Source organism: Streptomyces sp. JN8 (genome assembly GCF_055808075.1).
In genome coordinates this window covers 6,701,928-6,720,639 of record NZ_CM147852.1, presented here as the reverse complement: position 1 = coordinate 6,720,639, position 18,712 = coordinate 6,701,928, and the positions used below count along the sequence as shown (strand labels likewise).

15 protein-coding genes are annotated in these 18,712 nt (G+C 71.8%); 3 read left to right on the top strand and 12 right to left on the bottom strand.

Annotated elements, in window-relative coordinates; genetic code table 11:
• Genes alaS through ACY0MR_RS29690 form a run of 3 tightly spaced genes read right to left on the bottom strand, consistent with a single transcriptional unit; the run spans window position 1 to window position 3,470 of the window.
• Window positions 1–2,670 (bottom strand): alanine--tRNA ligase, encoded by a 2,670-nt coding sequence (gene alaS / locus ACY0MR_RS29700; protein ID WP_388806439.1) that lies wholly within the window; start codon window positions 2,668–2,670, stop codon window positions 1–3.
• Window positions 2,670–3,026: a DUF6167 family protein gene (locus ACY0MR_RS29695; RefSeq protein WP_361852385.1), complete on the bottom strand. Its 357-nt coding sequence runs from the start codon at window positions 3,024–3,026 to the stop codon at window positions 2,670–2,672. The genes alaS and ACY0MR_RS29695 overlap by 1 nt, the downstream gene beginning before the upstream one ends.
• Window positions 3,027–3,032: 6 nt before the next feature.
• Window positions 3,033–3,470: a DUF948 domain-containing protein gene (locus ACY0MR_RS29690; protein WP_361852388.1), complete on the bottom strand. Its 438-nt coding sequence runs from the start codon at window positions 3,468–3,470 to the stop codon at window positions 3,033–3,035.
• A gap of 158 nt (window positions 3,471–3,628) precedes the next feature.
• Between ACY0MR_RS29690 and ACY0MR_RS29685 the strand changes: the two genes are divergently transcribed.
• Window positions 3,629–5,914, top strand: a complete 2,286-nt coding sequence (locus ACY0MR_RS29685) for an ATP-binding protein (RefSeq protein WP_473556328.1) — start codon at window positions 3,629–3,631, stop codon at window positions 5,912–5,914.
• Between the two features lie 31 nt (window positions 5,915–5,945).
• Here ACY0MR_RS29685 and rpsD read toward each other — a convergent pair whose 3' ends face one another.
• The 6 genes from rpsD to ACY0MR_RS29655 all read right to left on the bottom strand — a co-directional run bounded on the left by rpsD (window position 5,946) and on the right by ACY0MR_RS29655 (window position 11,890).
• Window positions 5,946–6,560: a 30S ribosomal protein S4 gene (rpsD, locus tag ACY0MR_RS29680; protein ID WP_024758279.1), complete on the bottom strand. Its 615-nt coding sequence runs from the start codon at window positions 6,558–6,560 to the stop codon at window positions 5,946–5,948.
• 356 nt (window positions 6,561–6,916) lie between these two features.
• Entirely contained in the window at window positions 6,917–7,609 is a 693-nt protein-coding gene (locus ACY0MR_RS29675; protein WP_473556325.1) for an HNH endonuclease family protein, read from the bottom strand.
• Between the two features lie 80 nt (window positions 7,610–7,689).
• Window positions 7,690–9,042, bottom strand: a complete 1,353-nt coding sequence (locus ACY0MR_RS29670; RefSeq protein ID WP_388806449.1) for a replication-associated recombination protein A — start codon at window positions 9,040–9,042, stop codon at window positions 7,690–7,692.
• A gap of 63 nt (window positions 9,043–9,105) precedes the next feature.
• A complete protein-coding gene (locus ACY0MR_RS29665) occupies window positions 9,106–9,732 on the bottom strand; it encodes a vitamin K epoxide reductase family protein (protein WP_404084339.1) in 627 nt (208 codons plus the stop codon).
• 168 nt (window positions 9,733–9,900) lie between these two features.
• Entirely contained in the window at window positions 9,901–11,163 is a 1,263-nt protein-coding gene (gene hisS, locus ACY0MR_RS29660) for a histidine--tRNA ligase (protein ID WP_361852402.1), read from the bottom strand.
• A gap of 10 nt (window positions 11,164–11,173) precedes the next feature.
• The gene (locus ACY0MR_RS29655; RefSeq protein ID WP_473556322.1) at window positions 11,174–11,890 is read right to left on the bottom strand and encodes an MBL fold metallo-hydrolase; all 717 of its coding nucleotides are present in this window, start codon (window positions 11,888–11,890) and stop codon (window positions 11,174–11,176) included.
• 162 nt (window positions 11,891–12,052) lie between these two features.
• Here ACY0MR_RS29655 and ACY0MR_RS29650 point away from each other — a divergent pair, with 162 nt between their 5' ends.
• Window positions 12,053–12,856, top strand: a complete 804-nt coding sequence (locus tag ACY0MR_RS29650) for a peptidylprolyl isomerase (protein ID WP_388806454.1) — start codon at window positions 12,053–12,055, stop codon at window positions 12,854–12,856.
• A 198-nt stretch (window positions 12,857–13,054) separates the two neighbouring features.
• Window positions 13,055–14,284, top strand: coding sequence for a DUF349 domain-containing protein (locus ACY0MR_RS29645; RefSeq protein ID WP_388806456.1), 1,230 nt, complete (start codon window positions 13,055–13,057; stop codon window positions 14,282–14,284).
• Window positions 14,285–14,357: 73 nt separating this feature from the next.
• Here ACY0MR_RS29645 and ACY0MR_RS29640 read toward each other — a convergent pair whose 3' ends face one another.
• The 3 genes from ACY0MR_RS29640 to secF form a co-directional block, all read right to left on the bottom strand.
• Entirely contained in the window at window positions 14,358–16,847 is a 2,490-nt protein-coding gene (locus ACY0MR_RS29640) for a RelA/SpoT family protein (RefSeq protein WP_388806458.1), read from the bottom strand.
• A 236-nt stretch (window positions 16,848–17,083) separates the two neighbouring features.
• Complete coding sequence (locus tag ACY0MR_RS29635; RefSeq protein WP_361846472.1) at window positions 17,084–17,635, bottom strand: adenine phosphoribosyltransferase; 552 nt, start codon at window positions 17,633–17,635, stop codon at window positions 17,084–17,086.
• The gene (gene secF / locus ACY0MR_RS29630; protein WP_388806460.1) at window positions 17,632–18,711 is read right to left on the bottom strand and encodes a protein translocase subunit SecF; all 1,080 of its coding nucleotides are present in this window, start codon (window positions 18,709–18,711) and stop codon (window positions 17,632–17,634) included. Before secF ends, ACY0MR_RS29635 begins: the two co-directional genes overlap by 4 nt.
• Window position 18,712: the final 1 nt, after the last annotated feature.

Below are 18,712 nucleotides of genomic sequence, written 5' to 3'. Positions count from 1 at the left end.
TCACGCCGTCTCCACCACGAGGCGCTCGACGGCGGCGATGGCCTCGCCGACGGCCTCCGGGTTCTGACCGCCGCCCTGGGCGACGTCCGGCTTGCCGCCGCCACCGCCACCGAGGGTCTTGGCCGCCGTGCGGACCAGCTCGCCGGCCTTGAGGCCGCGCTCACGGGCGGCCTCGTTGGTGGCGATGACCGTGAGGGGCTTGCCGTTCACCGTGGTGAAGAGGGCCACGACGGCCGGGCGGTCCGAGGGGATGCGGCCGCGCACGTCCAGTACCAGCTTGCGCAGGTCGTCGGCGCCGGTGCCGTCCTGGACCTTGCCGGTGACGAGGGCCAGTCCGCGGATGTCCCGGGCGGACTCGACGAGGCCGGCGGCGGCCTGGAGGACCTTCTCCGCGCGGAACTTCTCGATCTCCTTCTCGGCGTCCTTCAGCTTGCCGAGCATGGCGGAGATCTTCTCGGGGAGCTCCTCCGGACGACCCTTGACCAGCTCCTGGAGCTGGGCGACGACCGTGTGCTCACGGGCGAGGAAGTTGTACGCGTCGACGCCGACGAGGGCCTCGATGCGGCGCACGCCGGAGCCGATGGAGGACTCGCCGAGCAGCTTCACCAGGCCCAGCTGGGCGGTGTTGCCGACGTGCGTGCCGCCGCACAGCTCCTTGGAGAAGTCGCCGATGGTGACGACGCGGACCTGCTCGCCGTACTTCTCGCCGAACTCGGCGATGGCGCCCTGGCGCTTGGCCTCGTTGATCGGCATGACCTCGGCGTGGACCTCCAGCTCGCGCGAGAGGACCTCGTTGATCTTCTGCTCGACGTCGGTGAGGACCGTGCCGGGGACGGCGTTCGGCGAGCCGAAGTCGAAGCGGAAGCGGCCCGGCTGGTTCTCGGAACCGGCCTGGGCGGCTGTCGGGCCGAGCGCGTCGCGCAGCGCCTGGTGGGTCAGGTGGGTGGCCGAGTGGGCGCGGGCGATGGCCCGGCGGCGGCGCACGTCGATGGTGGCGTAGGCGCTGGCGCCCACGGTGACCTCGCCGACCTGCACGGAGCCCTTGTGCACGGAGACGCCGGGGACCGGCTGCTGGACGTCGCGGACCTCGATGACCGCGCCGCTGTGCAGCCTGATCCGGCCCTGGTCGGCGATCTGGCCGCCGCCCTCGGCGTAGAAGGGAGTGCGGTCCAGGACGACCTCGACGTCGTCGCCCTCGGTGGCGGCCGGCGAGGGGACGCCGTTGACGAGGAGGCCGACGACCGTGGTCTCGCCCTCCAGGTTGGTGTAGCCCGTGAACTCGGTGGCGCCGCTGGTGTCGGCGATCTCCCGGTACGCGGTCATGTCGGCGTGGCCGGTCTTCTTCGCCTTGGCGTCGGCCTTGGCGCGGTCCCGCTGCTCCTTCATCAGGCGGCGGAAGCCGTCCTCGTCCACGGAGAGGCCCTGCTCGGAGGCCATCTCCAGGGTGAGGTCGATCGGGAAGCCCCAGGTGTCGTGGAGCAGGAACGCCTTGTCGCCGGAGAGGACCGTGCCGCCGGCGGCCTTGGTCTCGGTCACGGCGGTGTCGAGGATGTTCGTGCCGCCCTTGAGGGCCTTCAGGAAGGCGGCCTCCTCGGCGAGCGCGACGGTCTCGATGCGCTTGCGGTCGGTGATCAGCTCCGGGTACTGCTCGCCCATGGTGTCGATCACGGTGTCGACGAGGTCCTGGACGACCGGGCCGGTGGCGCCGAGCAGGCGCATGTTGCGGACGGCGCGGCGCATGATGCGGCGCAGCACGTAGCCGCGGCCCTCGTTGCCGGGGGTGACGCCGTCGCCGATCAGCATGACGGAGGTCCGCATGTGGTCGGCGACCACACGGAGCGAGACGTCGCTGTCCTTGGCCTTGCCGTAGGCGACGCCGGTGAGCTCGGTGGCCTTGTCGATGACGACCTGGAGGGTGTCCGTCTCGTACATGTTCTGGACGCCCTGGAGGATCATCGCCAGGCGCTCCAGGCCGAGGCCCGTGTCGATGTTCTTCGACGGCAGCTCGCCGAGGATCGGGAAGTTCTCCTTGTCGGAGCCCTCGCCGCGCTCGTACTGCATGAAGACCAGGTTCCAGATCTCCACGTACCGCTCGTCGTTGACGGCCGGGCCGCCCTCGACGCCGAACTCGGGGCCGCGGTCGTAGTTGATCTCGGAGCAGGGGCCGCAGGGACCGGGGACGCCCATCGACCAGTAGTTGTCCTTCTTGCCGAGGCGCTGGATGCGCTCGGCGGGCACGCCGACGACGTCGCGCCAGATCTGCTCGGCCTCGTCGTCCTCCTGGTAGACGGTGATCCAGAGCTTCTCCGGCTCCAGCCCGTAGCCGCCGTGCTCCACCGGGGTGGTCAGCAGCTCCCAGGCGAGCTTGATGGCGCCTTCCTTGAAGTAGTCGCCGAAGGAGAAGTTGCCGCACATCTGGAAGAACGTGCCGTGGCGGGTGGTCTTGCCGACCTCTTCGATGTCGGGGGTCCGCACGCACTTCTGCACGCTGGACGCGCGCGTGAAGGGCGGCTTGACCTCACCCAGGAAGTAGGGCTTGAACGGCACCATGCCGGCCGGGACGAGCAGCAGAGTCGGGTCGTCCGCGATGAGCGACGCCGAAGGGACGACGGTGTGCCCGCGCTCCTCGAAGAAGCTCAGCCAGCGGCGGCGGATTTCAGCCGACTCCATCAGTGGTCCTCATTCCGGTTGTACGAGATCGTGGGAAGTACGTGCGTGGTCGGGTTCGGGGTGCGCCCGAGCGCACCCCGGCGGCGGGGCTCCGGAAGCTCCCCGGCCCGGGCCGGGTGCGGCTCGGCGGGAGCGTCGAGGCCGAGCGCCTCCTCCAGTTCGGCCTCCCGCTGGACCATGCCCGCCCTCACGTCGAGGGCGAAGTCCTTGAGGCGGTGGCCGGTCTCGATCGCCTTGTCGGCCGCCTGGGCGGCGAGGCTCTCGGGGGTCAGCTGCTTCAGCTTCCGGTTGACCTTGGCGGTGGCCCACACGCCGGCGGCTGCGCCGGCCGTGAACCAGAACGTGCGGCGGAACATCTCGGCTCAGCCCTTCTGCTTCCGGCGTCGCGAGGACGGCACGGTACGGCCGACGATCACAGTACGTCGCGAGGATCCCCGCGGCACGTCCGCGCCGTCCCCGCCCCGGCCGAGCGCCTTGCGCACCCCGTAGCCGAAGGCGGCGACCTTGACGAGCGGACCGCCGAAGGTGGACGCGACGGTGGAGGAGAGCGCGGAGGCGTTGGAGGTGACCTCCTGGACGTCCGAGGCGATGGCGTCGACCCGGTCGAGCTGGGTCTGGGCCGAGCGGACGGTCGCGGAGGCGTCTGCCAGGAGGGGAACGGCCTGCTCCGTCACGTCCGCCACCATCTTGGTGGTCGCCCTGAGCGTCTGCGCCAGCCTCGCCAGAACCACGGCGAGGAAGGAGACCAGGATCGCCCAGAAGACGGCCACCAGGATCCCGGCAACCTCTCCACCGGTCACTCTGCACCGCTCTCTGCTGTCGTTGGGCCCTTGCTGGAAGTCGTCCCCCGACCCTATCGCGCCCGGGCTGCGGCCCCGTACCGCATTACCGCGCGGGAGACGGGAGTTACGCGAACCGATTGTACGGAGCGCGCAGGGGTGAGTACGCTCCGTGTCCCATGCGACGGAGCAATCTCCCGGCGGAGCTCAACCGGTTCGTCGGACGGACCACCGAGCAGGCCGCACTGACGGCGCTCCTCGGGACGTCCCGCCTGGTCACGGTCGTGGGCGTGGGCGGGGTCGGCAAGACCAGGCTCGCGCTGAGGACCGCCGCCGACGTGCAGAAACGCTACGGCGACGGAGTCCGGCTGGCCGGTCTCGCATCCCTGCGCGACCCCGCTCTGATCGAGTACGCCCTGGTCGAGGCGCTCGACCTGACCGACCACACCCCCCGGCCGCCGCGCGAGGTCCTCCTGGAGCACCTGGCGGAGCGGCGGACCCTGCTGGTCGTGGACGGCTTCGAGCACCTCGTGGAGCACTGCGCTCCCCTCGTGCGGGAACTCCTGGAGCACGCGCCCGGCCTGACCGTCCTCGCCACGGGCCGGCGACCGCTGCGGGTGACGGGCGAGGCGGTGTTCGCGCTGGCGCCGCTGTCCGAGGCGGAGGCGGTGGAGCTGCTGGCGGAGCGGGCCGCGGAGGCGGGAGCGCCCGGCCTGCCGGGGACGGCGGGCGCGGACACGGCGGCCCGGCTCGGTGCCGAAGCCCTGACGGGCGCCCCCGCCCGTCCCGGCGCGGCCCCGCCCGACCTCCCGGGTCGGGGAGCCGCGTCCCCGGCCCGCCCCGGGGGCGGGGACGCCGTACGCGAGGTGTGCCGCCGTCTGGACGGCATCCCGCTCGCGCTCGAACTGGCGGCGGGACGGCTGCCGCTGCTCTCCGTCGAGCAGTTGCTGCGGCGCCTCGACGACCGCTTCCGGCTGCTCGCCGACGGCACGCGCGGGGCCCTCCCCCGCCACCGGACGCTGCGCACCGCCATCGGCTGGAGCCACGAGCTGTGCACTCCGGAGGAGCGGCTCCTCTGGGCGCGGCTCTCCGTCTTCCCGGGCGCCTTCGACCTGGAGGCGGTGGAGTACGTGTGCGGGGGCCCGGAGCTGCCGCCGGAGCGGATCCTCGATCTGCTCGGCGGGCTGCTCGCCCAGTCGCTGCTCGTCCGGGACGACACCCCGGCGGGGACCGCGTACCGGATGCTCGACACGGTCGCGGCCTACGGGGCGGAGTGGCTGGCGGCCCTGGACGACACGGAGCGGATGCGGCGGCGGCACCGCGACTGGTACATGGGCCTCGCCACCTGGTGCGAGCTGGAGTGGTACAGCCCGCGCCAGCCCGAGGTCGCGGTCCTGACCGAGGCGGCGCTCCCTCATCTGCGGGCGGCCCTCGACCTGTGCCTGGAGCAGCCGGAGGACGCGCATCTCGCCCAGCACCTGGCCGGCACGCTGTGGTTCGCGTGGGTGGGGTGCGGACGCCTCTCGGAGGGGCGGCACTGGCTGGACCGGGCGCTGGCGCTCGCGTCCGGTCACGAGGAGGCGCGGCTCAAGGCGCTCTGGGTGCTCGGGTACGTGGCGGTCCTGCAGGGCGACGGAACGGCGGCGGTGGCCGCCCTGCACGAGTGCCGGGAGCGGGCGGAGGCCTCGCGGAACGCGCTGGCGCAGGCCTACGCGACGCACCGGATGGGCTGCCTCGCGCTGCTCACGGACGACATGCCCCGGGCCGAGGAGCTGATCGGCCGCGCGCTCGACGCGTACCGGGAACTCGGCGAGCTGAACAGCAACGTGCTGATGGCGCAGGTCGAGCTGGCGATGGCGCGGGCCTTCCTCGGCGACCGGGAGGGGGCGGGCGCCCTCTCCCGGGAGGTGCGGGAGGTCTGCGAGGAGCGGGGCGAGCTGTGGACGAAGGCCTACGCCCTGTACGTACTCGGGTATCTCGCGTGGGCCGGGGGCGCGTACGGCGAGGCACGGGAGCTGCTCACCGACTGCGTGTCGATCAACGACGGCTTCCGCGACCTGGTCGGGCTCGTCCTCGCGGTCGAGCTGCTCGCCCTGGTGACGGTGAGCGAGGGCGATCCGGTGGAGGCCGCGGTCCTCCAGGGGGCGGCGGTCCCGGTGTGGGACGCGGTGGGCGTGCGGCTGTTCGGCTCGGAGGCGTTCGACGTGCCGAGGGCGCTGTGCGCGCGGCGGGCCGAGGAGGCGCTGGGGGCGGAGGCGTACGGCGCGGCGTTCCGGGAGGGTCGGGGACTGTCGGCGGCCCAGACCGTGGAGCGCGCGCTGCTGGCCGGCCGGGACCCTGCCGTCGGCCGCTCCGCGGAGGGGTCCGCGCCCCGCCCGTTCCGTACGGCGGGCCCGGCGCGGGTCCCGGGAACGCGGAAGCCCGCCGGCTCCCCCACCGGTCAGGGCGGGGAAGCGGCGGGCTGAACACCGCGGAGGTGGTACTACGGCGCCAGGATCAGCGGGCGTAGTACTCGACGACCAGCTGCTCGTCGCAGATGACCGGGATCTCCTTGCGGTTCGGGTCGCGGTCGAGGCGGAAGGCCAGGGCCTTCAGGTTGACCTGCAGGTAGCGCGGGGTCTCACCGTCGGCGGCGAAGCCACCCTCACGGGCGACCTCGAACAGCGGCTTGGTGCGGCTGCGCTCGCGGACCATCACGACGTCGTCGGGACGGACGCGGAACGACGGCTTGTCGACCTTGCCACCGTTGACCTGGATGTGGCCGTGGACGACCATCTGACGGGCCTGGTAGATGGTGCGGGCGATGCCCGAACGCAGGACCAGGGCGTCGAGGCGACGCTCGAGCTCGACGACCAGCGCCTCGCCCGTCTTGCCCTCGGCCTTCTTGGCGCGGTCGTACGCGCGGGCCATCTGGCGCTCGCTGATGTCGTACTGGGCGCGCAGACGCTGCTTCTCGAGCAGACGGACCTTGTAGTCCGAGTTCTGCTTGCGGCCGCGGCCGTGCTCGCCCGGCGGGTAGGGGCGGGCCTCGAAGTACTTGACGGCCTTGGGGGTCAGCGCGATGCCGAGGGCACGCGACTTCTTGACCTTGGGACGGGACTGGTTCGGCATGAACCAACCTCTCTACTGGTACGAAACGGCTTCACCAGGGTTAGGGGAGGTCGCATCCGCAGCCCGGGAAACCCGTCGGGTCCGTCCAGGACGGACCGTGCCGGGCAGCCGCTCCCAGGTCTGGGCACGTACGTGCAGCACGCGAACGACCCACCGCCGCTTCCGGGATCCCGGGTGGTGGTGGGTGGCACGCGACACCTTCGAAGGTGCGCGACGCTCCTGGAAACCCACCCGAGGGGCGGGTCTCCGGCTGACTGTCCCGTTCTGGTGGTGCCGACCGGAGCCGGACACGGGACGCAGCGATCCGGACCAGTGTACCCGCTCCGCGGGACCCGCTCGCACGCGGTCCGGCGGCCTCATCCGCAGCCGGCGAGCAGCTCCTCGACGGCCTTCTTCTCCGGCGCGGAGACCGTGAGCCCGTACTTCGCCTTGATCCCGGTCCAGCGCCTGCCGTACTCGCACCCGTACGCGCTCCGCGGCGGACGCCAGGTGTCCGGGGTCCTGCTGCTCTTGTCCTGGTTGGTCTGCTTGTCGGTGGCGAGCAGCACGTCCAGGTCGTTGGCGTAGGCCAGCCGCCGCCCGGGCGTCCACGCCCAGGCGCCCGCGCGCCAGGCCGCCCCGAGCGCGACGACGTGGTCGGTCTGGATCTGGGACGCCCTGCGGTACGAGTAGGGCAGCTCCTTGCCCGTGTACGGGTCGTGCAGGACGCCGGAGAGGACGACGCAGGGGTTCCGGTCGCCGAGGCGGACCTCGTCGAGGTCCCTGCGCAGCACGTCGTCCCGGGTGTCGCAGCCGTTGCGCCCACCGGGTGCGTCGGTCTCGTCCGACCAGCCGTCCCCGAACTTCGCGCGCTCGTACGTCTGCCCGTTCTCGCCGCGGGCGACCCGGAGGCCGGCGAGCAGCGTCCGCGCCCGGGCCGCGGTGGGCGGGAAGCCGGGACTCGCCAGGGGCACGGCGGGGACGGAGGGCGGTGCGGTGCGCGCGCCACCGCCGGGTGCGCAGGCCGCGGCGGTGAGGGCCAGGAGCAGGAGGCCCGCTGTACGCATCATGGGGCGAGGCCAGACGGACGGGGCGCCGGGGGCGGCGCAGCGCACCGGGCGGGGACCGGTCGTCGGCGGGCCGGCGTCCCTCACTCGCCGCCCTTGAGCCGCGACCGCACCCGGTCCACCACGTCCGCGTACCGCGCCTCCGCTCCGTAGCGGGTGGGTTCGTAGTACTGCCTGCCGTGGATCGTGTCCGGCGCGTACTGCTGGGCCGCGATGCCGCCCGGGACGTCGTGGGGGTAGACGTAGCCCTGGGCGTGGCCGAGCTTGGCCGCGCCCTTGTAGTGCCCGTCGCGCAGGTGCGGCGGGACCGCTCCCGCGAGGCCGTTGCGGACGTCCGCGAGGGCGGCGCCGATCGCGGTGGTCGCCGCGTTCGACTTGGGGGCCAGGGCCAGGGCGATCGTCGCGTGGCTCAGGGTGAGGGCGGCCTCGGGGAAGCCGATCATCGCGACGGCCTGGGCGGCGGCGACCGCGATCGGCAGTGCGTTCGGATCGGCCAGTCCGATGTCCTCGCTCGCGGAGATCATGAGACGGCGGGCGATGAAGCGCGGGTCCTCCCCCGCCTCGATCATCCGCGCCAGGTAGTGCAGGGCCGCGTCCACGTCCGAGCCGCGGATCGACTTGATGAGGGCGCTGGCGACGTCGTAGTGCTGGTCGCCGTCCCGGTCGTACGTCACCGCGGCGCGGTCGACGGTCTCCTCGACGGTCTCCAGGGTGATCTCCGGCTCGCCCTTGGCGATGGCGGCGCCGGCCGCCGCCTCCAGGGCGGTCAGGGCGCGCCGGGCGTCGCCGCCGGCGACCCGCAGGAGGTGGGCCTCGGCGTCCTCCGGGAGGGTCACGGCGCCGCCGAGTCCGCGCTCGCCGGTGAGCGCCCGGGCCATCAGCCCGCGCAGGTCCTCGTCGGTCAGCGGCTCCAGGGTCAGGAGCAGGGAGCGGGAGAGCAGCGGGGAGATCACCGAGAAGTACGGGTTCTCGGTGGTGGCGGCGATGAGCGTCACCCAGCGGTTCTCGACGGCGGGCAGCAGCGAGTCCTGCTGGGCCTTGGAGAAGCGGTGGATCTCGTCGAGGAAGAGGACGGTCTCCTTGCCGTAGCCGCCGACCGCGCGCCGGGCCCCCTCGATGACGGCGCGGACCTCCTTGACGCCCGCGGTGATCGCCGACAGCTCCACGAACCGCTTGTTCGTCGCCTTGGAGACCACGTACGCCAGGGTGGTCTTGCCGATGCCGGGCGGGCCCCAGAGGATCACCGAGGAGGCCCCGGCGGGACCGCCGTCGCCGTCGCCGACGAGCCGGCGCAGGGGCGACCCGGGCTTGAGCAGGTGCTTCTGGCCCACCACCTCGTCCAGGGTGCGCGGGCGCATCCGGACGGCCAGCGGGCTGCCGGCGGGGTCCTTCTCCTGGCGGTCTTCGGCTGCTGCGGTAAAGAGGTCGGGCTCCACGTCATGAAGCCTAGGACACGCCACCGACAGCGCCGTCCCCGCCGGCCGGGGCCCGGCGGGCGGTCAGCTGATCCAGAAGTCCCACCAGCGGGTCAGGATCAGCATGCCGATGATCCCGATGTGCAGGACGGGCAGGACCCAGGTGAACTCGTCGAAGAAGGTCCGGAGGCCGCGGGGGGCGGGGATGACACCGCTGCGCACGTTGTGCGAGGTCACGTACCAGAACATGACGATGGTGGCGGCCCAGGCCAGGCAGCACCACAGGCAGAGCGAGTTGATCTCGTACAGCGACTGGTACATGAGCCAGGTGCAGAAGCCGACGCCGAAGAGGGTGCCGGCGTTGAGACCGAGCCAGTACCAGCGGCGGTGGCGGGCCCCGGCGAGCAGCGCGACGCCGATCGCGATCACCATCGCGTAGGTGACGAGGCCGAGCATCGGGTTGGGGAAGCCGAAGACCGAGGCCTGCTCGCTCTTCATGATGTTGCCGCAGGAGACGATCGGGTTGAGGCTGCACCCGGGGACGAAGTCGGGGTCCTCCAGCAGCTTGAACTTGTCGATGGTGATGACCCAGGCGGCGAGCAGTCCGGCCGCTCCGGTGATCACGAGCATCCAGGCGAAGGCCCTGCTCGCCCCGATCGTGCCGTCGTCCTGCCGGTCGGACGCGGCCTCGTCCACCGCTGCCTTCGTCATGTCGCCTTTTCCCTCGCTCGCGGGCCTTGTGGGCAGGGGTCATTCTGCCGTACGGGGCGGGGCGCCCACCGTTCGCGGGAGATAAGTGAGCGGGACGTAAGGACGGGAAGCGGCGGGGGCCGGGACCACGCGTGCGCGTGGTCCCGGCCCCCGCCGTCGAACGGTCCGTCAGGCCAGCTTGGCCCGTACCGCGTCGAGCAGCGCGTCCACGGCGACCGCCTGCTGCTCGCCGGACTCCATGTCCTTGAGCTGGACGACGCCCTCGGCCAGGTCGCGCTCGCCGGCCACGACGGCGAGGCGGGCGCCCGAGCGGTTGGCGTCCTTCATCGCGCCCTTGAGGCCCTTGCCGCCGAAGGAGAAGTCCGCGGAGACGCCCTCCCGGCGCAGCTCGGTGACCTTGCCGAAGAGGATCCGGCGGGCCTCCTCGCCGATGGCCACCGCGAAGACGCTGGTGACGGCGGGGAGGTCGAGCTCGATGCCCTCGGCCTCCAGGGCGAGGACCGTGCGGTCCACCCCGAGGGCCCAGCCGACGGACGGCAGCGCGGGGCCGCCGATCATCTCGGAGAGGCCGTCGTAGCGGCCGCCGCCGCCGACCGCCGACTGCGAGCCGAGACCGCCGTGGACGAACTCGAAGGTCGTCCGGGTGTAGTAGTCCAGGCCGCGCACCAGCTTGGGGTCGTCCTCGAACTCCACGCCCGCCGCGGTGACCAGGGCGCGCACCTCCTCGTGGTACGCCTTGCACGCGTCGCAGAGGTAGTCGCCGAGCAGCGGGGCACCGACGAGCTGCTTCTGGACGGACTCGCGCTTGTCGTCGAGGACCCGCAGCGGGTTGATCTCGGCGCGGCGCAGGGTCTCCTCGTCGAGGTCGAGCCCGCGCAGGAAGCCCTGGAGCGCCTCGCGGTAGACGGGGCGGCACTCCTTGTCGCCGAGCGAGTTCAGCAGGATGCGGAAGTCGCGCAGGCCCAGGGAGCGGTACGCCTGGTCGGCCAGGATGATCAGCTCGGCGTCGAGGGCCGGGTCCTCGGCGCCGATGGCCTCGGCGCCGACCTGCGAGAAGTGGCGGTAGCGGCCCGCCTGGGCCCGCTCGTAGCGGTAGTACGAGCCGGAGTACCAGAGCTTCACGGGGAGGTTGCCCTGCTTGTGCAGGTTGGCCTGGAGCGCCGCGCGCAGCACGGACGCGGTGCCCTCCGGACGGAGGGCGAGGTGGTCGTTGCCCTTCGTGGTGAGGGTGTACATCTCCTTGGTCACGATGTCGGTGGACTCGCCGACACCGCGGGAGAACAGCTCGACGTTCTCGAAGCCGGGCGTCTCGATGTAGCCGTAGCCGGAGTTCCTCAGCGGCGTGGAGATCGCGTCCCGGACCGCCAGGAAGGTGGCGGAGCGGGGCGGGATCAGGTCGTACGTGCCCTTGGGGGCCTGAAAGGTGCTCACGAAAGTCTGGTCACATTCCTCGTCGGGGAGCGTCCGTGCTGCCGCTCCCATGGCGGCTCGCGGCCACGTCCCGCAGATAGGGGTTCGTGGCGCGCTCCTGGCCGATGGTCGTCTGGGGACCGTGTCCCGACAGCACCACGGTCGAGTTGTCGAGCGGCAGGCACACACGCGCCAGCGAAGCGAGCATCTCGTCCATGTCACCGCCGGGCAGGTCGGTGCGTCCGACGGAGCCGGCGAACAGCAGGTCCCCGGAGAAGAACACGGAGGGGATCTCCGTGGTCTCCGGCATCCTGAAGGTCACCGACCCCTTGGTATGACCGGGCGCATGGGCGACGGAGAAGTCCAGACCGGCGAGCTTCAGCTCGGCGCCGTCCGCCAGCTCCCGCACGTCGTTGGGCTCTCCCACGGTCAGCTCGCCCATGAGGGGCATCCCGATGGAGCGGCCGAGGGCCTTCTCCGGGTCGCTCATCATGTAGCGGTCGGACGGGTGGATCCACGCGGGGACGTCATGGGCGCCGCACACCGGGACGACGGAGGCGACGTGGTCGATGTGTCCGTGGGTGAGGACGACGGCGACGGGCTTGAGCCGATGCTTGCGCAGCGTCTCCTCGACACCCTGGGCGGCCTGGTGGCCCGGGTCGATGATCACGCACTCCTCGCCCGCGGCGGGGGCGACCACGTAGCAGTTGGTCCCCCAGGCCCCGGCGGGGAACCCGGCAATCAGCACGTTCGTCCTTAGATGTCGTCCGGCAGGGGCCGCGGGATTCGCGGAGAACACGGAATGCGGCAGATCAGAGCCTACCGGCGGTGCCGGTTCCACAGCCAACCCGTATACGGTACGGGCACACCCGGCCAGGACAGGAACAGACGAGCGACAGGAGCGGAACCGGTGGTCACCAGCGATCAGCGGCGGCGGCAGCTTGCCAGGGAGAAGTACGCGCGGCAGCAGCAGCGGCGGGAGGAGGCGCGGCTCAGGGCGAAGCGCCGCAACACCGTCGTCGCGGCCTCCCTCGCGGTGGTCCTCGCGGCGGGCGGCGCGGTGTACGCGTCCGTCAAGCTGACGGGCGACGACACCAAGGACAACGCGAACCCCGAGAAGCCGGCGAGCAGCTCCTCCGCCGACCCGACGCCCTCCCGGAGCGAGTCGGCGAGCGCCGAGCCGAAGATGTCGGTGGACGCCGAGGCCACGTACGCCATGGCGCTCAAGACGAACGAGGGCGACATCACGATCACCATGGACGCGGCGAAGACCCCGCGCACGGTGAACTCCTTCTCGCACCTCGCCGGGAAGAAGTACTTCGACGGGACGAAGTGCCACCGCCTCACCACCAGCGGGATCTTCGTGCTCCAGTGCGGCGACCCCAAGGGCGACGGCACCGGCGGTCCGGGCTACACCATCCCGGACGAGAACCTGGACGCCCTGGGCAAGGCGGGCGCGGACGGCTCGGTCACCTACCCCGCGGGCACCGTGGCGATGGCGAACACCGGGCAGCCGGGCAGCGGCGGCTCGCAGTTCTTCCTCGTCTACAAGGACACCAAGCTGCCGCCCAGCTACACGCCCTTCGGGAAGATCGACCCGGCCGGCCTCCAGGTGGTCGAGGACGTCGCCGCGGCCGGTGTCGCGGGCGGCGCCGGCGACGGCGCCCCGAAGAAGGCCGTCACCATCGAGAAGGCGACCGTCGCGAAGAAGTGAGCCGGGGTCCGCACGCGCGCGTCACCGCGAATCTCGGTCGCGCTGAGTGCGGACAGCCGGGCCGCGGTTCGCCTAGATTGGCGTTGTGCAGCGTTGTGCCGTCGGCCGCGCTGCGGAAGGCGGGCGAGGCCCGCCGGGAAACTGTGGACGATGCCCGGGGGGTACCACCCCCCGACGGCATCATGGTGAGGAGGCGCTGTGAGCAGCGACCCGTGGGGCCGCGTCGACGAGACGGGCACCGTGTACGTGCGGACGGCCGAGGGCGAGAAGGTCGTCGGATCGTGGCAGGCCGGCACCCCTGAGGAGGCCCTGGCCTACTTCGAGCGCAAGTACGAGGGCCTGGTGGTCGAGATCGGCCTCCTCGAGAAGCGGGTGAAGACCACCGACCTCTCGGCGAAGGACGCCACCGCGGCGATCGAGCACATCCGGCAGCAGATCGACGAGCACCACGCCGTCGGCGACCTCGCCGCGCTCGCGACCCGTCTCGACAAGCTCGTCGAGACGGTCGACTCGCGCCGCGAGGAGCGCAAGGCCCAGAAGGCCAAGCAGACCGACGAGGCGCGCTCCGCCAAGGAGAAGCTCGTCACCGAGGCCGAGGAGCTGGCCCAGAGCGAGCAGTGGCGCTCCGCGGGCGAGCGGCTGCGGGCGCTCGTGGACACCTGGAAGGGCCTTCCCCGGCTCGACCGCAAGTCCGACGACGAGCTGTGGCACCGCTTCTCGCACGCCCGCTCGGCGTTCTCGAAGCGCCGCAAGGCCCACTTCGCCTCGCTGGACGCCCAGCGCGAGGACGCCCGCAAGGCCAAGGAGCGTCTGGTCGCCGAGGCGGAGTCGCTGTCGAACTCCACCGACTGGGGCGCCACGGCGGCCCGGTACCGCGACCTGATGACCGAGTGGAAGGCCGCCGGCCGCGCCCAGCGCGAGCACGAGGACGACCTGTGGAACCGCTTCCGCGGCGCCCAGGACGTCTTCTTCGCGGCGCGCAGCGAGGTCTTCGCCGAGCGGGACGCGGAGCAGACCGAGAACCTCAAGCTCAAGGAGGAGCTCGCGACCGAGGCCGAGAAGCTGCTGCCGGTGTCGGACCTGAAGGCGGCGCGTGCCGCCTTCCGCTCCCTCAACGAGCGGTGGGAGGCCGTCGGCCACGTCCCGCGTGACGCCCGTCCCAAGGTCGAGGGCCGGATGCACACGGTGGAGCGGGCCATCCAGGAGGCCGAGGAGAGCGAGTGGCGCCGGACGAACCCGGAGGCACGCGCGCGTGCCGCGGGTCTGACCGGCCAGCTCCAGGACGCCGTCGAGAAGCTCCGCAAGCAGATCGACGCGGCCCGTGCCGCCGGCAACGACGCCAAGGCCGACAAGCTCGCCCGCGAGCTGGAGGGCCGCCAGGCCCTGCTCGACCAGGCCATGAAGGGCCTGGAGGAGTTCGGCGGCTGATCGGCCGCCCCGTACGAGGAAGGCCCCCCGGCCGTGCGCCGGGGGGCCTTCCTCGTGTCCTCCGTACCGCCGGCTACGGCCTGCGGGCCGAGGTCACGCGGTACACGTCGTAGACGCCCTCCACGCCCCGCACGGCCTTCAGGACGTGACCCAGGTGCTTGGGGTCGCCCATCTCGAAGGTGAAGCGCGAGGTGGCCACCCGGTCGCGGGAGGTCTGGACGGCCGCGGACAGGATGTTGACGTGCTGGTCCGAGAGGACCCGGGTGACGTCCGAGAGCAGCCGCGACCGGTCCAGCGCCTCGACCTGGATGGCGACGAGGAAGACGGAGGACTGGGTGGGCGCCCACTCGACCTCCAGGATCCGCTCCGGCTCCCGGGAGAGGGACTCCACGTTGACGCAGTCGCTGCGGTGGACCGACACGCCGCTGCCGCGGGTGACGAAGCCGATGATCGGGTCGCCGGGCACGGGCGTGCAGCAGCGGGCCAGCTTCACCCAGACGTCCTCGACGCCCTTGACGACGACACCCGGGTCGGCGCTGGAGCGGCGCTTGGAGCGGCCGCGGGCCGGCGGGGCGACCTCCTCGATGTCCTCGGTGGCGGCCTCCTCGCCGCCGAGCGCCTGGACCAGCTTCTGCACGATGGACTGGGCGGTGACGTGGCCCTCGCCGATCGCCGCGTACAGCGAGGAGATGTCGGTGTACCGCATCTCGTGGGCGAGGGTGACGAGGGAGTCGCCGGTGAGGATCCGCTGGATCGGCAGGTTCTGCTTGCGCATGGCCCGCGCGATGGCGTCCTTGCCCTGCTCGATGGCCTCGTCGCGGCGCTCCTTGGAGAACCAGGCGCGGATCTTGTTCCGGGCGCGCGGGGACTTGACGAAGCCCAGCCAGTCGCGCGAGGGCCCGGCGCCGGCTGCCTTGGAGGTGAAGACCTCGACCAGGTCGCCGTTGTCGAGGGTCGATTCGAGCGGCACGAGCCGTCCGTTGACCCGCGCTCCTATGGTGCGGTGGCCGACCTCGGTGTGGACGGCGTACGAGAAGTCGACGGGGGTGGCGCCGGCGGGCAGCGCGATGACGTCGCCCTTGGGCGTGAAGACGAAGACCTCGTTGCGCGAGAGGTCGAAGCGCAGGGACTCCAGGAACTCGCTGGGGTCCTCGGTCTCCTTCTGCCAGTCGAGCAGCTGGCGCAGCCACGCCATGTCGTTGAGGTGGTCGTCCTTGCCGCCCTTCCTGGGGACGTCGGCACGGACCTTGGAGGCGCCGGCGACGGCCTCCTGCTTGTACTTCCAGTGCGCCGCGATGCCGTACTCGGCGCGGCGGTGCATGTCGAAGGTGCGGATCTGCAGCTCGACGGGCTTGCCGTTGGGTCCGATGACCGTCGTGTGCAGCGACTGGTACATGTTGAACTTCGGCATCGCGATGTAGTCCTTGAACCGGCCGGGGACCGGGTTCCATCGCGCGTGGACGGTGCCGAGGGCGGCGTAGCAGTCGCGCACCGTGTCGACCAGGACGCGGATGCCCACCAGGTCGTAGATCTCCGCGAAGTCGCGACCGCGGACGATCATCTTCTGGTAGACGCTGTAGTAGTGCTTGGGGCGGCCGGTGACGGTGGCCTTGATGCGGGCGGCACGCAGGTCGGTCTGGACCTCGTCGGTCACTATCGCGAGGTACTCGTCCCGCTTCGGGGCGCGCTCGGCGACGAGCCGGACGATCTCGTCGTACATCTTGGGGTAGAGGATCGCGAAGGCGAGGTCCTCCAGCTCCCACTTGATGGTGTTCATGCCCAGCCGGTGGGCCAGCGGCGCGTAGATCTCGAGGGTCTCGCGGGCCTTCTTCTCCTGCTTCTCCCGCTTGAGGTAGCGCATGGTGCGCATGTTGTGCAGGCGGTCGGCGAGCTTGATGACCAGGACGCGCGGGTCCTTGGCCATGGCGACGACCATCTTGCGGACGGTCTCGGCCTGGGCGGCCTCGCCGAACTTGACCTTGTCGAGCTTGGTGACGCCGTCGACGAGCAGCGCGACCTGGTCGCCGAAGTCGCGGCGCAGGGTGTCCAGGCCGTACTCGGTGTCCTCGACGGTGTCGTGGAGCAGGCCGGCCATCAGGGTCGCCGGGTCCATGCCGAGCTCGGCGAGGATGGTGGTCACGGCGAGCGGGTGCGTGATGTACGGGTCGCCGCTCTTGCGCTTCTGGCCGCGGTGCCAGCGCTCGGCGACCTGGTACGCCCGCTCGACCTGGCGGAGCGTCGCCGTCTCGATCTTGGGGTCGTTGGAGCGGACGATCCGCAGCAGCGGTTCGAGCACCGGGTTGTACGGGGAGGAGCGCTGGACGCCGAGGCGGGCGAGGCGGGCGCGGACGCGGTTGGACGAGCCGCCCGAGCGCGCGGGCGCCGCCGGGGCGGGGCGCGTGGGGGCCGGGGCCTCGGGGGCCGGGGCCTTGGGAGCCTGCGACGCGGCAGGCGGGGGCCCGGTCTCCGCGGGCTTGTTCTGGGGCGTGCCGGTCCCGGGCGCGGCCTTCTCGGCCTTCGGGTCGGGCTGCGCGGCGGAGAGTGACTGGGCCTCGTCTGGCAAGAGCGCTCCTCTGGGGTCCCCCCGGACGGAGTCTGGGGGAGGCACCGGGTCCCCCGGTCAGGCCCGGAAAGGCCATGGTATCGAGCCCGGACACGCGCTGCTCACGCGGCCGGGGCGCGGACGGGTCCGGCGGGGGTGCGCCGGACCCCGGCGGTCCGCGGACCTGGGCACTCGGGAAAACCGGCGGGGCGCCCCGGGGATTCCCCGGAGCGCCCCGTGCGGGGTGGAGCCCGATGTCAGACGGTGATCAGCGCCGTGAGCGGGGCGCCGTTCAGGGCCGGCTCCAGCCGGGCCCGGCCCGGCAGGAAGCCGAGCTCCATCAGGACCGCGACGCCCGCCACCTCGGCGCCCGCGCGGCGGATGAGCTCGACGGAGGCCTCGGCCGTGCCGCCGGTGGCGAGGACGTCGTCGATGACCATGACGCGGTCGCCCGCGGCCAGGTCCTCGGCGTGCACCTCGATCTCGGCGGTGCCGTACTCCAGCTCGTACGCCTGGCGGAGCGTGGCCCCGGGGAGCTTGCCGGCCTTGCGGACCGGGACGAAGCCCAGGCCCGCGCGGACGGCCACCGGGGCGGCCAGGATGAAGCCGCGCGCCTCCAGGCCGACGATCTTCGTCGCGCCGTGCGCGGAGCACAGCCCGGCGAGGGCGTCGGTGAGGGCCGTGAACGCCTCGGGGTCCGCGAGCAGCGGCGTGATGTCCTTGAACAGCACGCCGGGCTTCGGGTAGTCCGGTACGTCGCGGATGCGGCTGAGCAGGAGGCCGGTGACGTCCTGGGCCTCGGCGGTCATCCTCGCTGCTCCGTGGAGCGGCCGCGACGGCTCGCCCGCGGGCCGACGACGGCGATCTCGGTGTCGTCGGCGCGGTCGTCCGCTCCGTCGTACGCCTCTCCCTTGGCGGCCGCACCGGCCCGCTTCGCGAGGACGCGCTTCTTCAGGGCCTTGATCGCCGGGTCGCGCTCCTTGAGGTCGGCGACCAGCGGGGTGGCGATGAAGATCGAGGAGTACGCACCGGCCGCGAGGCCGACGAACAGCGACAGCGAGATGTCGTTCAGCATGCCGGCGCCGAGGACGCCGCCACCGATGAAGAGCAGGCCGGCGACCGGCAGCAGCGCGACGACGGTGGTGTTGATGGAACGGACGAGGGTGCCGTTGATCGAGCGGTTGGCCAGCTCGCTGTACGTGAAGCGGGTCTGCTTCGTGATGTCCTTCGTCTGCTCCTTGAGGGAGTCGAAGACGACGACTGTGTCGTACAGCGAATAACCGAGGATCGTCAGCAGACCGATGACCGTGCCGACGGTGACCTCGAAGCCCACCAGCGAGTAGATGCCGACCGTGATCGTGAGGTCGTGGATCAGCGCGATGAGCGCCGCGACCGCCATTCTCCACTCGAAGGCGATGGCCAGGTAGATCACCACGAGGATCATGAAGACCCCCAGGCCGGTCCAGGCCTTGGTGGCGATCTGCTCGCCCCAGCTGGGACCGACCAGCTCCGCCGCGATCTTGTCCTCGGCGACGTTCAGGTCCTTGGCGAGCTCCGTGCGGACCTTGTCGGACTGCGCGGTGTCGAGGCCGCCGACCTGGATGCGGAGGGTGCCGTTGCCGAGCTGCTGGACGATCGCGTCGTGGCCGGAGGCCTCTTCCGCGTACTCCTGGGCCTGGCTGACGGTGACGTCCGACTTCGGGGTCGTGAAGACGGCGCCGCCCTGGAACTCGATGCCCATGTTGAGGCCGCGGACGGCCAGGGCGACGATGGCGGTGATGGTGATCAGGATGGACAGGCCATACCAGATCTTGCGGTTGCCGATGAAGTCGTAGCCGACCTCACCACGGTGGAGCCGGGCGCCGAGATCGCCGAGCTTCGACATC